Genomic DNA, 15,321 nt, shown 5'->3' with positions numbered 1-15,321 from the left:
ATCAACACCCACTCCCCCTAAACCCCCAACCCCCCCGGTTTTGCCTTTATTATTTCTGTGGGCCCCCCCCCCCGCGGGGGGGGGGGCCCCCCCCGGGGGGGGCCCGCCCCCCCCCCCCCCCCGCCCCCGTTTCAGGGCCGTTCCACGGCCCCCCACACCGCCGCGACGGCCTCCCTCAGCCGGGCGAACCGGTGCCCGGGCAGGTCCAGCAGGGTGCGCCCGGCCACCCACGGCGGGGCGGCGGCCACCGCCAACCGGGCCGTGCGCTTGTTCACCGGCGCGCCCCCCTCCTGCGCGACCCGCACCACCCCGGCGCGCAGCACCGACGTCAGCGTCCCGCGGGCGTTCTCCTGGACGTGCGCCAGCAGCCGGTCCACCGGGTCCTGCGCCTCCGGCGCCCGGACCAGCCGGACCGCGGTCAGCGACGGGTCGCCGAAACCGCGCAGGAACCGCACCCGGAACCGGGGCTCCACCACGGCCCGCAGCTCCGACTGGCCCCGCTCGTCGCGCACGCACGCCGCGGACGAGGGCACCAGCAGGTACCCGCCCGCCTCGGGGCAGGCCAGCGCCGCCCGCGCCGCGATCCGCTCCCAGCCGCCGGTCAGGTCCACCACCGGCGGCCCCGACAGCGGCACCTGCGCCTCCATCCACGTGGACAGGCGCACCCGCCCCGCGTCGGGCAGCACCGCCGCGGGCCAGGCGCCCACCGGCACCGGCCGCCCACCGGAGTCGGCGGCGGCCCGCTCCAGCGCGGCGGCCGCCCGCTCCTCGGTCAGCGAACCCCGGGCCTCCTTGGCGTTGACGCCCTGGCTGTACACGCGGGCACCGCTCTCCGCCGACGGGGGAGCGGTGCGCGACAGCGGCCGCAGCACGTACAGGTCCGAGGCGGCCCCGATGGACTCGGCGCCCTCGTAGCGGTGGAAGTCCGGCCACATCGCCTCCAGCACCAGGTCCAGCCGGAGCAGCCGGGCCTGCGTGGCGGCGGCCAGCCGCGGCGTGGTCTCGCTGACCCCGTAGGCGACCAGCACCCGGCCCCTGCGCGGGTCGGTCATCCCCTCCAGGCCGCGGCGCACGAACAGCTCCACCCCGTCGGCGGTGTAGGGCGGGTCGGTGAACACCACGTCGGCCTGCCCGCGCAGCCCCGCGGGCAGGCCCAGCCGCAGGTCGGCGAAGTGGGTGCGCACGTCCAGCCCCAGCCGCCCGGCGACCGCGTCGATGTGCGCGAGCACCCGTTCGTCGATGTCGGCCACCAGGACCCGCGCCCGGGGCTCGACCAGGGCCAGCGCGACCGAGGTGAGGTCGTGGTCGCCCACGCACAGGACGGTGCGGTCGGCGAGGTCGAACCGGGTGGCCAGGAACAGCGCCCGGCGCAGCGCGGTGTCGGCGGTCGCGGTGACGTGGTCCAGGTCCAGGTCGGACGCGGGCCCCTCGGCGACGGCCCGGGCGATCTCGGCGGCCGCCCCGGCCCGCGCGGGCACCAGGTGCCGCACCGGGTCCGCCAGGGCGTCCCCGGCCGCGCCGGCGTAGTGGTCGGGCCGCACCAGCCGCACCCGGTCACCGCCGGGCGCGCGCTCGGCCTCCCCGGCCTCCACCAACCGCTCCAGCAGCGCCACCACCAGGACGCGGGCGACCCCGGTGGCCCGCACCAGGTCGTCGGCGCTCCGGCCGCGGCCGTCCGACAGCGCGGCGAGCACGGCGCGCAGCCGGGGCGCGTCCACCCCGTGGGCGCGCAGCGCGTCCAGCGCGGCCCCGGGCAGGGGCGGAGGGGACGGGAGGGGCGTCCGCGGGGGGCCGGGGACGCCGGGGTCGTTGGGGTCTGCTGCCATGCACCGATCGTCCCACGCCCCGGAGGGAGCGGGTCCGGCCGCAGGTCAGGGCCGCTTCCGGCGGGAGAGTGACATATCACTCGGCCGGCCGGGGGAGTCCCCCTTGGGCGGAGTGTTAACGCCGGGGTAATGTGGGGGCGCGGCGCACGGCGTTCGCGTGCCCGAAGCGACGAACACGACCAACCGTCGGGTTTTATCCGCTTTGGGAGGTTTAGCGGGATTCCCTCGTGGAAAAACCGGCTAGGCACACCTCCGACGGGGAACCCTCCGTAGGAGGAACCGCGGTCCCACCCGCAGGGGGCCGCGACACGCGACCCGGGGCGCACCGCGGCACCCCATGGTCTAGACCTGCGACCCACGTCGCGGCCGGACCCGCGGGAACAGGCAGGACCGCTCGCAAGAGGGCGACCGGCCGCCATTCGCACCACGAGGACGTGGCCGCGGTACGGTGGCGGACCACACGGCGTCCACAGGCCGAGCACCCACAACTTCACGCACGCAGCAGGGCCAATGTCGTCCCGGATGCGCTTTTCACGAAGCCGACGAAAGACGACAGGAGGGTAGATGCCCGCTGGTCAGGTGCGGCGTTCGTCCGTCCGAGCGAACGCGATCTCCACTTCTCAGGGCCTGTACGACCCCGCCTTCGAGCACGACGCCTGCGGTGTGGGCTTCGTCGCCGACCTCACCGGCCGCCGCGGCCACGACATCGTGCAGAAGGCGCTCACCGTACTGCGCAACCTCGACCACCGCGGCGCCTCCGGCGCCGACCCCGACGACGGCGACGGTGCGGGCATCCTCACCCAGATCCCGCACGAGCTGTTCACCGAGGTCTGCGACTTCGCCCTGCCCGAGGCCGGCTCCTACGCCGCCGGCATCGCCTTCCTGCCCGCCGACGCCGCCGCCCGCGCCGAGGCCATCGCCGTGGTCGACCGCATCGTCGCCGAAGAGGGCCTCACCCTCCTGGGCTGGCGCGACCTGCCCTTCGAGCCCCAGTACAGCGGCCCGGCCGCCCGCGACGCCATGCCCTACTTCGGGCAGCTCTTCATCACGGGCACCCCCGGCACCGCCACCGAAGGCCTCACCGGCATCGACCTGGAGCGCTACGCCTACTGCGTCCGCAAGCGCGCCGAACACGAGGCCGACGTCTACTTCCCGAGCCTGTCCCCGCGCACCATCGTGTACAAGGGCATGCTCACCACCCCCCAGCTCGAACCGTTCTTCCCCGACCTGTCCGACCGGCGCTACGCCTCCGGCCTGGCCCTGGTCCACTCCCGGTTCTCCACCAACACCTTCCCGTCCTGGCCGCTGGCCCACCCCTTCCGCTACGTCGCCCACAACGGTGAGATCAACACCGTCAAGGGCAACCGGAACATGATGCGCGCCCGCGAGGCCAAGCTCGCCACCGACCTCATCCCCGGCGACCTGGACCGCATCTTCCCCATCGTCGACCCCGACGACTCCGACACCGCGTCCTTCGACGACGCCCTGGAGCTCCTCCACCTGGGCGGCCGCTCCCTGCCGCACGCGGTGCTCATGATGATCCCCGAGCCCTGGGAGAACCACACCGAGATGGACCCGGCCGTCCGGGCCTTCTACGAGTACCACTCCACCCTCATGGAGCCCTGGGACGGCCCCGCGTCCGTCTCCTTCAGCGACGGCACCCTGGTCGGCGCCGTCCTGGACCGCAACGGCCTGCGCCCCGGACGCTACTGGGTCACCCAGGACGGCCTCGTCGTCCTGGCCTCCGAGGCCGGCGTCCTGGACATCGACCCCGCCGACGTCGTCCGCAAGGGACGGCTCCAGCCCGGCCGCATCTTCGTCGTCGACACCGCCCAGGGGCGGATCATCGAGGACGAGGAGATCAAGGCCGAACTCGCCGCCCAGCACCCCTACCGGGAGTGGATCGACTCCGGCGTCATGCGCCTGACCGACCTGCCCGCCGCCGAGCCCGTCCCCGTGACCGAGCTCAACCTCGCCCAGCAGGTCTTCGGCTACACCGAGGAAGAACTCCGCGTCATCCTCACCCCCATGGCCCGCACCGGCGCCGAGCCCATCGGCTCCATGGGCACCGACACCCCGGTCGCCGCGCTCTCCGAGCGCTCCCGGCAGCTCTTCGACTACTTCTCGCAGAACTTCGCCCAGGTCACCAACCCGCCCCTGGACGCCATCCGCGAGGAGATGGTCACCAGCCTGTCCACGCTCCTGGGCGCCGAACACAACATCCTCACCGCGGCACCGGGCGACACCCGCCGCCTCGTCCTGCCCACCCCGGTCGTCGACCAGGCCGAACTCGCCGCCATCGTCGAGGCCGGACGCACCGAGCCCGCCCTGAAGACCTTCACCGTCGACGGCACCTACCCCGTCGACGGCGGCGGCGACGCCCTGGCCGCCCGGCTCGCCGAGCTCAACACCCAGATCGACGCCGCCATCGCCGACGGCGCCCACATCCTGGTCCTCAGCGACCGGCGCGCCGACGCCCGCCTGGCGCCCATCCCGTCCCTGCTGCTCACCGGCTCGGTCCACCACCACCTCGTCCGCGAGAAGACCCGCACCGAGGTCGGCCTCATCGTCGAGGCCGCCGACGTCCGCGAGTGCCACCACGTCGCACTGCTCATCGGGTACGGCGCCTCCGCCGTCAACCCCTACCTCGCCCTGGCCACCGTCCGGGACCTGGTCCAGCGCGGCACCATCGGCGGCGTCGACGCCGACACGGCCGTCCGCAACACCGTCAAGGCGTACGGCAAGGGCGTCCTGAAGATCATGTCCAAGATCGGGGTCTCCACGGTCAGCTCCTACACCGGGGCCCAGATCTTCGAGGCCCTGGGCCTGGGCCAGGAGGTCATCGACCGCTGCTTCACCGGCACCACCTCCCGCCTGGGCGGCGTCGGCTTCGACGTCCTCGCCGAAGAGGTCGCCATCCGCCACCGCCGCGCCCACACCGACAACCCGGCCTCCGGCGCCCACCGGCGCCTGGAGATCGGCGGCGAGTACCAGTGGCGCCGCGAGGGCGAACCGCACCTGTTCAACCCCGACACCGTCTTCAAGCTCCAGCACTCCACCCGTACCCGCAAGTACGAGATCTTCAAGGAGTACACCGACCTCATCGACGACCAGTCGGCGAGGCTCATGACGCTGCGCGGCCTCTTCCGCCTCAAGGAGGGCGTCCGCGAACCCGTCCCCGTCGACGAGGTCGAGCCCGTATCGGAGATCGTCAAGCGCTTCTCCACCGGCGCCATGTCCTACGGCTCCATCTCCGCCGAGGCCCACGAGACCCTCGCCATCGCGATGAACCGCCTCGGCGGCAAGTCCAACACCGGCGAGGGCGGCGAGGACCCCGCCCGCTTCACCCCCGACGCCAACGGGGACCTGCGGCGCAGCGCCATCAAGCAGGTCGCCTCCGGCCGCTTCGGCGTCACCTCGCACTACCTCACCAACGCCGACGACATCCAGATCAAGATGGCCCAGGGCGCCAAGCCCGGCGAGGGCGGCCAGCTGCCCGGACACAAGGTCTACCCCTGGGTGGCCGACACCCGCCACTCCACCCCCGGCGTCGGGCTCATCTCCCCGCCGCCCCACCACGACATCTACTCCATCGAGGACCTCGCCCAGCTCATCCACGACCTCAAGAACGCCAACCCGTCCGCCCGGGTCCACGTCAAGCTGGTCTCCGAAGCGGGCGTCGGCACCGTCGCCGCCGGCGTCTCCAAGGCCCACGCCGACGTCGTCCTCATCTCCGGCCACGACGGGGGCACCGGCGCCTCGCCGCTGACCTCCCTCAAGCACGCGGGCACCCCCTGGGAGCTCGGCCTCGCCGAGACCCAGCAGACCCTGCTGCTCAACGGCCTGCGCGACCGCATCGTCGTCCAGGCCGACGGCCAGATGAAGACCGGCCGCGACGTCATCATCGCCGCCCTGCTCGGCGCCGAGGAGTACGGCTTCGCCACCGCGCCCCTGGTCGTCTCCGGCTGCGTCATGATGCGCGTCTGCCACCTCGACACCTGCCCCGTCGGCGTCGCCACCCAGAACCCCGTCCTGCGCGAGCGGTTCTCCGGCAAGGCCGAGTACGTGGTCAACTTCTTCGAGTTCATCGCCCAGGAGGTCCGCGAGTACCTCGCCGCCCTCGGCTTCCGCAGCCTCGACGAGGCCATCGGCGCCGTCGACCTGCTCGACACCACCGAGGCCGTCGAGCACTGGAAGGCCAGGGGACTGGACCTGTCCCCGATCCTCCACGAGGTCGAGCCCTGGGCCGGCGACCACCGCGTCCGCACCCGCAGCCAGGACCACGGCCTGGAGAAGGCCCTGGACAACACCCTCATCCAGCTCGCCGAAGGCGCACTCGACTTCGGGCAGCCCGTCAAGCTCGAACTGCCCGTCCGCAACGTCAACCGCACCGTCGGCACCATGCTCGGACACGAGGTCACCAAGCGCTACGGCGCCGACGGCCTGCCCGCCGACACCATCGACGTCACCTTCACCGGCTCCGCCGGACAGTCCTTCGGCGCCTTCGTGCCCAAGGGCGTCACGCTCCGCCTCAAGGGCGACGCCAACGACTACGTCGGCAAGGGCCTGTCCGGCGGCCGCGTCATCGTCCGCCCCGCCGACACCTCCACCCTCACCGCCGAGGACCACATCATCGCCGGCAACGTCATCGGCTACGGCGCCACCTCCGGGGAGATCTTCCTCCGCGGCATCGTCGGCGAACGCTTCTGCGTCCGCAACTCCGGCGCCCTCGCCGTCGTCGAGGGCATCGGCGACCACGGCTGCGAGTACATGACCGGCGGCCGCGCCGTCGTCCTCGGACGCACCGGACGCAACTTCGCGGCCGGCATGTCCGGCGGCATCGCCTACGTCCTCGACCTCGACCCCCACCGGGTCAACACCGAGATGGTCGAGGTCGAAGCACCCACCGACGAGGACCGCGCGTTCCTCACCGACGTGCTCACCCGCCACCACGCCGAGACCGGCTCCACCGTCGCCGAACGCCTCCTGGCCGCCGGCGACGCCGGACTCGACCGGATCTCCAAGGTCATGCCGCGCGACTACAAGCGCGTCCTGCTCGCCCAGGCCGAAGCAGAACGGGACGGCCGCGACGTCAACGAGGCCGTCATGGCCTCCGCGCAGTCCTGAGCGTCAGCACACACGAAAGGAGGAACAATCATGGCTGACCCCAAGGGTTTCCTGAAGATCACCGAACGCGAGCTCCCCGCTCACCGCCCGGTGGACGTCCGCATCCAGGACTGGCGCGAGGTCTACGAGGACTTCGACCGGGGCACCGTCACCAAGCAGGCGTCCCGCTGCATGGACTGCGGCATCCCCTTCTGCCACAACGGCTGCCCCCTGGGCAACCTCATCCCCGAGTGGAACACCCTCGTCCACACCCACGACTGGGCCGAGGCGATCGAACGGCTCCACGCCACCAACAACTTCCCCGAGTTCACCGGCCGGCTGTGCCCCGCACCCTGCGAATCCGCCTGCGTGCTCGGCATCAACCAGCCCGCCGTCACCATCAAGAACATCGAGGTCTCCATCATCGACCGCGCCTGGGAGGAGGGCTGGGTCAAGCCCCTGCCCCCCGCCACGCGCACCGGCAAGAAGGTCGCCGTCGTCGGCTCCGGCCCCGCCGGGCTCGCCGCCGCACAGCAGCTCACCCGCGCCGGACACGACGTCACCGTCTACGAACGCGCCGACCGCATCGGCGGCCTGCTCCGCTACGGCATCCCCGAGTTCAAGATGGAGAAGCGGCACATCGACCGCCGCATCGCCCAGATGACCGCCGAGGGCACCGTCTTCCGCACCGGCGTGGACGTCGGCGCCGACATCACCGTCGAACGGCTGCGCGCCGACCACGACGCCGTGGTCCTCACCGGCGGCGCCACCGCCTGGCGCGACCTGCCCGTCCCCGGCCGCGAACTCGCCGGCGTCCACCAGGCCATGGAGTACCTGCCCCAGGCCAACCGCGTCCAGTTCGGCGACTACGACCGCGCCCCCATCAACGCCGAGGGCAAGCACGTCGTCGTCATCGGCGGCGGCGACACCGGCGCCGACTGCGTCGGCACCGCCCACCGCCAGGGCGCCGCCAGCGTCACCCAGCTCGAGATCATGCCCAAGCCGCCCGCCAAGCGCCCCGACTCCCAGCCCTGGCCCACCATGCCGATGCTGTACAAGGTCACCAGCGCCCACGAGGAGGGCGGCAAGCGCATCTACTCCGTCAACACCCTGGAGTTCCTCGGCGACGACCAGGGCCGCGTCCGCGCCCTCAAGCTCGTCGAGGTCCAGCGCACCGCCAACGGCTTCGAGCCCGTCCAGGGCACCGAGCGCGAGATCCCCGCCGACCTCGTCACCCTCGCCATGGGCTTCGTCGGCCCCCAGAAGGAGGGCATGATCGAACAGCTCGGCGTCGAACTCGACGGACGCGGCAACGTCGTCCGCGACGCCGACTACCGCACCAGCGTCGAAGGCGTCTTCTGCGCCGGCGACATGGGCCGCGGCCAGTCCCTCATCGTCTGGGCCATCGCCGAGGGCCGCTCCGCCGCAGCCGCGGTCGACCGCCACCTCACCGGCGTCGACAGCGACCTGCCCGTCGCCATCCCGCCCACCGCACGACCGCTCGTCTGACCCGCACACCACGGCCACGGGGGCGCGCAGGGACCACCCTGCGCGCCCCCGCGCGCGTCCGGCGCCGCACACCGGTGACCCCGCCGTGACCCGCTCCCCGCACACACCCGCGACACTGGGAACCGGGCCCCGCCCCGGCACCCCCACCCCCCGACGGGAGCAACGACCATGGCCTACCGGATCATCGGCGACGCCGCCATGCTCCTCCACTTCGCGTTCATCCTCTACATCGCCCTCGGCGGCTTCCTCGCCTGGAAGTGGCCCCGCACCCTCTGGGCCCACCTCGCCGTCGCCGCCTACGGCCTCGCCATCAGCGTCTTCGCCTGGACCTGCCCCCTCACCCTGGTGGAGAACTGGGGGAGGGAGAACGCCGGACGGGCCGGACTCGCCGAAGAGGGCTTCATCGACCACTACCTCACCGGCGTCATCTACCCCGCCGAAGCCCTCCGCGAGGCCCAGGCCGCCGTCGGCGCCCTCGTCGTCCTCTCCTGGGCCGGCCACGCCGTCCTCACGGCCCGGCGCCGCCGCGCCCGCGCGGGTAAGGGCGCGGGCGGGGGAGCGGGCGTCGAGGCCGAGGTCCGCACCGACACCTGACGGCACCCCCGCCTACCATGGACCATGGCCTACCGGATCCTCGCGGACACGGCCATGGTCCTCCACATGGCCTTCCTCGCCTACGTGCTCCTCGGCGGCCTCGCCGCCTGGAAGTGGCCCCGGGCCCTGTGGCCCCACCTCGCCGCCACGGCCTACGCCCTCGGCATCACCCTCATCGGCTGGGAATGCCCCCTCACCCACGTCGAACGCCGGGCACGCCACCACGCCGGACAGGAGGGCCTGCCCCCCACCGGCTTCATCGACCACTACCTCACCGGCGTCGTCTACCCCGAGGAGCACCTCGCCACCGTCCGCCTCGCCGCGGCCGCCCTCATCCTCCTCACCTGGACCGTCCCCCTCACCCGCGCGCTCCGCCACCGCCGGAACGCCGCGCACCGCCACCGGAGACCCGCACGCCGCGACCCCACGTAAAGAACACGAATGGATTGGCCGCGACCGCGCACCCCCGCCCGAGCCACGGGTACCGTTCCCACATGAGCGTTGTGACCTGGGAATCCTTCCGCGCCGCAGAACACTTCACCATGCGCACCGCCCGGCTCATCGACAGGTACCGCTTCGCCTACCACTTCCAGGCCGGCCCCACCGCCCCCATCCGCTCCGCCCTCGCCGCCTACCGCAACATCGACGGCGGCTACGGCAACGCCCTCGACCCCGACCTGCGCGGACACGCCAGCCAACCCCTCGCCGTCGACACCGCCCTGCGCTACCTCGACGAACTCGGCCCCATCCCCGCCGGACTCGGCCAGAGCATCTGCCGCTACCTCACCACCGTCTCCTCACCCGACGGCGGCCTGCCCCCCGTCACCCCCGCCGTCCGCCACACCGAAGCCGCACCCTGGTGGCGCGAACACAGCGGCCGCACCCCCGACCTCGCCCTCACCGCCTCCATCACCGGCCGCCTCCACAAGCACAACATCACCCACCCCTGGCGCGACCGCGCCACCGCCTACTGCTGGAAGCACATCGACGCCCTCCACTGGACCGACCCCCACGAGGCCATCGGCATCTGCGCCTTCCTCCAGCACGTCCCCGACCGCCCCCGCGCCGTCGCCACCGTCAACCACCTCGCCACCATGATCCGCGCCGTCGTCCGCATCCGCCCCGAGTACACCCCCGACATCCCCGGGCCCCGCAGCGGCGCAGCCCCCCGCCACCACATCCACACACCCCTGGACCTGGCACCCGACCCCGCCTGCATCGCCCGGCCGATCTTCACCGACGCCGAACTCGCCGCCAACCTCGACCACCTGGAGAAGACCCAGCGCCACGACGGCGGCTGGAACGCCGACTGGGACCACTGGGACACCACCGCCACCCTCGAACTCGAAGGCATCCGCACCGTCCAGCGACTGCGCATCCTGCGCGCCTACGGACGCCTCGAACACGGCATCCCCACCCCCCGGCGCGACCGCTGACCGGGACACGGGCACCGCTCCGGAGACGGACCCGAGCGGCTCCGGGGAGGGATCCGACACACCCCGCGGGAGATCCCGGCACGGCTCCAGGAGGACGCCGGGGACGAGCCCGCAACGGTTCGGGAGAGGGGCCCGCACGGCCCCGGGAAGGCCCCGCACACGGTTTCGGAGAAGACCCCGGACACCCCGCCGACACCCCCGGCGACACACTCGTGCACAGCCCCCATTCGCCTTCGCGCAGCCTGAGATACGTCCATTCGCAACCTGGTTTAGACCACTGCATCCCCCGGACGCTCTAAAGTGTTACGCGTGACACGTCGAGCAAAGATCGTCGCGACCCTCGGTCCCGCCACCTCGAGCCCGGAGATCCTCCGCAGGCTCGTCCGCGCCGGACTGGACGTCGCCCGACTCAACCTCAGCCACGGAACCCACGACGACCACAGCGCCAACCTCGCCAACGTGCGAGCCGCCGCTGACGAGGTCGGACGAGCGGTCGGCATCCTCGCCGACCTCCAGGGACCCAAGATCCGCGTCGGCACCTTCGCCGACGGACCCGTCGACCTCAACCCCGGTGACGAGTTCACCATCACCACCGAGGACGTCCCCGGCGACATCCACCGGGTCTCCACCACCTACAAGGGACTCCCCGGCGACGTCCGCCCCGGCGACCGCGTCCTCATCGACGACGGCCGCATCGTGCTGGAATGCACCAAGACCACCGGCACGGACGTCCACACCCGCGTCATCTACGGCGGGACCGTCTCCAACCACAAGGGGCTCAACCTCCCCGGCGTCGCCGTCAGCGTCCCCGCCCTCACCGACAAGGACGAGGAAGACCTGCGCTGGGCCCTGCGCAACGGCGTCGACATGGTCGCGCTCTCCTTCGTGCGCAGCCCCGCCGACGCCGAGGAGTGCCACCGCATCATGGACGAGGAGGGCGTCACCGTCCCCCTCATCGCCAAGATCGAGAAGCCCCAGGCCGTCGAGCGCCTCCAGGACATCATCGAGGTCTTCGACGCCGTCATGGTCGCCCGCGGCGACCTCGGCGTCGAGCTCCCCCTCGAGAACGTCCCCATGGTCCAGAAGCGCGCCATCGAACGCTGCCGCGACAAGGCCAAACCCGTCATCGTCGCCACGCAGATGCTCGAATCCATGATCGGATCGCCCCGGCCCACCCGCGCCGAGGCCTCCGACGTCGCCAACGCCGTCCTCGACGGCGCCGACGCCGTCATGCTCTCCGGAGAGACCAGCGTCGGCCAGTACCCCGTCGAGACCGTCGAGACCATGGCGCGCATCATCAGCGCCGCCGAACAGGAATCCCTGCGCGCCTCGCACATCCTCAACCGGGTGCCCGAGACCACCGGCGGGGCCATCGCCCGCGCCGCCGCGGAGATCGGCGCCACCATCGGCGCCAAGGCACTGGTCGCCTTCACCATGTCCGGCGAGACCGCCCGCCGCCTGGCGCGCTACCGCTCGCCCATCCCGCTGCTGGCGTTCACCACCGAGACCGCCACCCGCGGACGCCTGTCCCTCACCTGGGGCGTGGAGACCAACCTCGTCCCCTGGGTCGACAACACCGACGACATGGTCCGCCAGGTCGAGAGCGAACTGCTCCAGCTCGGCGACTACACCAAGGGCGACAAGGTCGTCATCGTGGCGGGCAGCCCGCCCGGAACCACCGGTTCCACCAACTCCCTGCGCGTCCACCGCCTCGGCGACACCGTCGCCCTGGACGGAAGCTGACGCCGTTCACCGTCCGGTTGCCGGTCCGGGGCGTATGAGCCGCGCCCGCGGACCGGGGCCGGACCCGGGGGCGGAGCCGGACCTGGACCAGGGCCGGAAAGCCGCCGGAGAGCCAGGGACCGGCAGGGAGCCGGGAACGAGGCGGACGGGGCGCGGCCGTACGGGAACGGCACCGGCCGGACGACCGGCGGGTCAGCGGTGCGACTCCTGCTCCTGGCCGCCGGGCTCCGGGATCACCCGCTCCAACGGCATGTCCCACGGCAGCAGGTTCCACGGACTGCGCGGATCCTCCGTCAGCATCCCCAGCGCCGCCCACACCCGGTCGGTACCGCCGTGGTCGCCCTCCACACCCTTCTCGGGCCACAGCAGGTAACCCGCGTGGAACGCCATCGACAGCTGCTGCCACGAGGAATAGCGCCGCTGGAGGTCCGACGCCACCCGGCGCAGCGTCGTCTGCGACTCCACCGGGCTCAGCCAGTCCAGGGTCGCGCCCCCGCACACCAGCCGGATCACGTGCACCGACTTCCACCACTGGTAGGCGCCGATGATCACCGTCTCGTCGCCCTCGGCGACCCCGGTCACCATCCGCAGCCGGCCCACCTGCTCCGGCGTCAACCGCACCTGCTCACCGGTGGAGTGGCCGCCCTGCTCGCGCGGCAGCCGCGAACGCGCCACCCCCGCCGCCAGGTCGACCACCAGGTCCAGGCTCGGACCCTGGTGCAGCTCGTCCATCTGCCGCTCGACCGCCGCCAGCAGCGACTCGCGGTCCGTCACGTCCCACTGCCGCTCCAACAGCCGTCGGTACTGGCGGCGCAGCGTCGGCCGCGCCACCACGTCCCACGGCTCGGCCAGCGCCACCCGGAACGGCGCGGCCACCGCGGCGGCCCAGCGCTCGGTGCTCAGGGGGGCGTCGGCGTCGCGGGTGCGCAGCGCGGGGGACTCGCGCGACCCCAGCACCAGCTCGACGAAGGAGCCGGCCGCCACCGCCACCGCGGGCAGGAACGCCCATCCGGGCGCCACCGCCACCAGGACGACGACGAGCAGCGCGAGCGGTGCCAGCAGCCACGGGCGGCGCCGACCGGACCCCCAGGCCACCACGACCCAGGCGCCGATCACCAGTGCGCCGAACACCCCGGCCGCCACGGTCAGCACCGGCTGCTCCTCTCCTGAGAACCCGTCTCCGATTCTCAAGGATCATCGAATCCGGGCAGCGGCGGGGACCGAACCCACGGGTTGTACTCAGGTTGTGGCCGTGATGTGACCGGTTAGACCCGCCTTGCCCGGGCATGAAGTGACAAAAGGCCCTTTTTGTGCTGAACCGGCCGGGTAGTTACACCCGTTCCGCCCCGACCGAACCGCCCACCCGGCACACCGGGGGTCAAACCGCTAACCGGTTCTTGCTAGCCCTTGGGCCCCACGAACCGATCGAGCCGTGCCACGGCGTCCTTCCGCGCGATCGACACGACCAAGACGTCTTGGTGCGGGGGGTTGGGTTTCGTCCGGCACTTCCACGGGATGTCGAGACGGTCCAGCGAAGCCGTGAACAGGCCGGCGATGTCCTTGGAGACGTTGGTGAAGAAGTACCGCGGATACTCGTAGTACTTCCATTGCCCCTGGACCATCCTGCGCACCTTGTTGGTGACCCGGCAGCCGTCGGAGTGGATGAGGCCCCGGATGAACTTCTCCGGGTGGGCGTCCACGATCTCCTGCTGCCACGGCCTCAGGAAGATCCTGCGCGTGTGCTTCATGCCTTTGCCGTGTTGGGGGAAGATGCAGCGCCAGTGCTTGGAGGTCGCTTTGACCTCGGTGCAGCCCCTGCGCTGGACGCGGAACACCTTGACCGGGAAGACCCGGGTGATGGTCTGCGCGCACTCGTCCATCAGCCCGGGCCACGTGTCGGTGCAGACGATTCCGAGATAGTCGACTCCGTTGCGGATCCAGCCGATGTAGCCGTCGCCGAGGTACAGGCCGAGCAGGTAGGCGTAGGCCTGCGGATCGAGATGTCCGCTGCTGCATCGCGGGCAGTAGGTCGTGCGGTCCTGGCGGCGGGCTTCGACGTCGGGACCCCGGCGCCGTCCATAGCGCCAGTGCCGGACCGTCCAGATGGAGACGCCGCAGGCGTTGGCGACGGCTTGGTCGCTGTGTCCTTGGGTGTGGAGGTGGAGGGCTTTGTCGACGATGTCACGTGAGTACATGCTGCGCATGCTTGCTCACGCCTACGACAAATCGATGGTGTCTTCCCAGGTCAGAGGCGATATGTCCGAAATGACGAGAGCCACCCGTGGGTGGCTCTGTGGGTACCGGAAGTGGGATTCGAACCCACAAGCCCTTGCGGGCAGCGGTGTTTGAGACCGCCGCGTATGCCATTCCGCCATTCCGGCCGGTTTGTCTGTTTTGTTGCGGTCTGGGAGTGAACGTCCGGTTCGGCGACGGTCGGCCAACGGTGATGTCACGATTGGCCAGCATTGCCGGGCCCGACGATCAGCATCCTAGCGGATCTCGGTAACCTCATGTACGTGACGAGGACGCAGAGCCGCGTGGTGATCGCGGAAGACGAGGCCCTGATCCGCCTGGACCTCAAGGAGATGCTCGAGGAGGACGGCTACGCCGTCGTCGGCGAGGCCGGGGACGGGGAGACCGCCATCCGGCTCGCTCGCGAGCTCAAACCGGACCTGGTGATCACCGACATCAAGATGCCCGTGCTCGACGGCCTCTCCGCCGCCGAGAGGATCGCCGGGGAGCGGATCGCCCCCGTGGTGATCCTGACGGCGTTCTCCCAGCGCGAGCTGGTGGAGCGGGCGCGCGACGCCGGTGCCATGGCGTACCTGGTCAAGCCGTTCAGCAAGGCCGACCTGGTGCCCGCCATCGAGATGGCGACCTCCCGGTACGCCGAGCTGGCGGCGCTGGAGGCGGAGGTCGGCGGCCTCCAGGAGCGGCTGGAGACCCGCAAGCTGGTGGAGCAGGCCAAGGGCCTGCTCCAGAGCCGCCACGGGATGAGCGAGCCGGAGGCGTTCCGCTGGATCCAGAAGAACTCGATGGACCGCCGTCTGACCATGCGCAAGGTGGCGGAGACGGTCGTGGAGACCCTCGGAGGCAAGCAGGCCTAA

10 protein-coding genes and 1 tRNA gene are annotated in these 15,321 nt (G+C 71.8%); 7 read left to right on the top strand and 4 right to left on the bottom strand.

Going from position 1 to position 15,321, the window contains the following annotated elements; genetic code table 11:
* Positions 1–131: 131 nt before the first annotated feature.
* Positions 132–1,826, bottom strand: coding sequence for a bis-aminopropyl spermidine synthase family protein (locus ABZ249_RS02115; RefSeq protein ID WP_355255980.1), 1,695 nt, complete (start codon positions 1,824–1,826; stop codon positions 132–134).
* 564 nt (positions 1,827–2,390) lie between these two features.
* Between ABZ249_RS02115 and gltB the strand changes: the two genes are divergently transcribed.
* The 6 genes from gltB (at position 2,391) to pyk (ending at position 12,214) form a co-directional block, all read left to right on the top strand.
* Positions 2,391–6,953: a glutamate synthase large subunit gene (gene gltB, locus ABZ249_RS02110; RefSeq protein ID WP_355255977.1), complete on the top strand. Its 4,563-nt coding sequence runs from the start codon at positions 2,391–2,393 to the stop codon at positions 6,951–6,953.
* Between the two features lie 30 nt (positions 6,954–6,983).
* A complete protein-coding gene (locus ABZ249_RS02105) occupies positions 6,984–8,441 on the top strand; it encodes a glutamate synthase subunit beta (RefSeq protein ID WP_355255974.1) in 1,458 nt (485 codons plus the stop codon).
* A 168-nt stretch (positions 8,442–8,609) separates the two neighbouring features.
* A complete protein-coding gene (locus ABZ249_RS02100; protein ID WP_355255971.1) occupies positions 8,610–9,035 on the top strand; it encodes a DUF2784 domain-containing protein in 426 nt (141 codons plus the stop codon).
* Between the two features lie 24 nt (positions 9,036–9,059).
* Positions 9,060–9,467 (top strand): DUF2784 domain-containing protein, encoded by a 408-nt coding sequence (locus ABZ249_RS02095; protein WP_355255968.1) that lies wholly within the window; start codon positions 9,060–9,062, stop codon positions 9,465–9,467.
* A 71-nt stretch (positions 9,468–9,538) separates the two neighbouring features.
* Positions 9,539–10,471 carry a prenyltransferase gene (locus tag ABZ249_RS02090; RefSeq protein ID WP_355256050.1) on the top strand — a complete coding sequence of 311 codons (933 nt, stop codon included), beginning with the start codon at positions 9,539–9,541 and terminating at the stop codon, positions 10,469–10,471.
* Between the two features lie 309 nt (positions 10,472–10,780).
* Positions 10,781–12,214: a pyruvate kinase gene (gene pyk / locus ABZ249_RS02085; RefSeq protein ID WP_355255965.1), complete on the top strand. Its 1,434-nt coding sequence runs from the start codon at positions 10,781–10,783 to the stop codon at positions 12,212–12,214.
* 192 nt (positions 12,215–12,406) lie between these two features.
* Here pyk and ABZ249_RS02080 read toward each other — a convergent pair whose 3' ends face one another.
* The 3 genes from ABZ249_RS02080 to ABZ249_RS02070 form a co-directional block, all read right to left on the bottom strand.
* On the bottom strand, positions 12,407–13,366 hold the full coding sequence (locus ABZ249_RS02080) for a DUF1266 domain-containing protein (protein ID WP_220565249.1): 960 nt from the start codon (positions 13,364–13,366) through the stop codon (positions 12,407–12,409).
* Between the two features lie 248 nt (positions 13,367–13,614).
* The gene (locus ABZ249_RS02075; RefSeq protein ID WP_355255962.1) at positions 13,615–14,409 is read right to left on the bottom strand and encodes a transcriptional regulator; all 795 of its coding nucleotides are present in this window, start codon (positions 14,407–14,409) and stop codon (positions 13,615–13,617) included.
* A gap of 103 nt (positions 14,410–14,512) precedes the next feature.
* Positions 14,513–14,595: transfer RNA gene (locus ABZ249_RS02070), tRNA-Leu, on the bottom strand.
* Between the two features lie 156 nt (positions 14,596–14,751).
* Between ABZ249_RS02070 and ABZ249_RS02065 the strand changes: the two genes are divergently transcribed.
* Positions 14,752–15,321, top strand: coding sequence for a response regulator (locus tag ABZ249_RS02065; RefSeq protein ID WP_220562440.1), 570 nt, complete (start codon positions 14,752–14,754; stop codon positions 15,319–15,321).

Origin of the sequence: Nocardiopsis sp. NPDC006139 (assembly GCF_040614155.1) — a bacterium.
Lineage (GTDB): Bacteria > Actinomycetota > Actinomycetes > Streptosporangiales > Streptosporangiaceae > Nocardiopsis > Nocardiopsis changdeensis.
The sequence above is the reverse complement of the archived record's forward strand: the minus strand, read 5'-3'. Positions and strand labels throughout refer to the sequence as shown.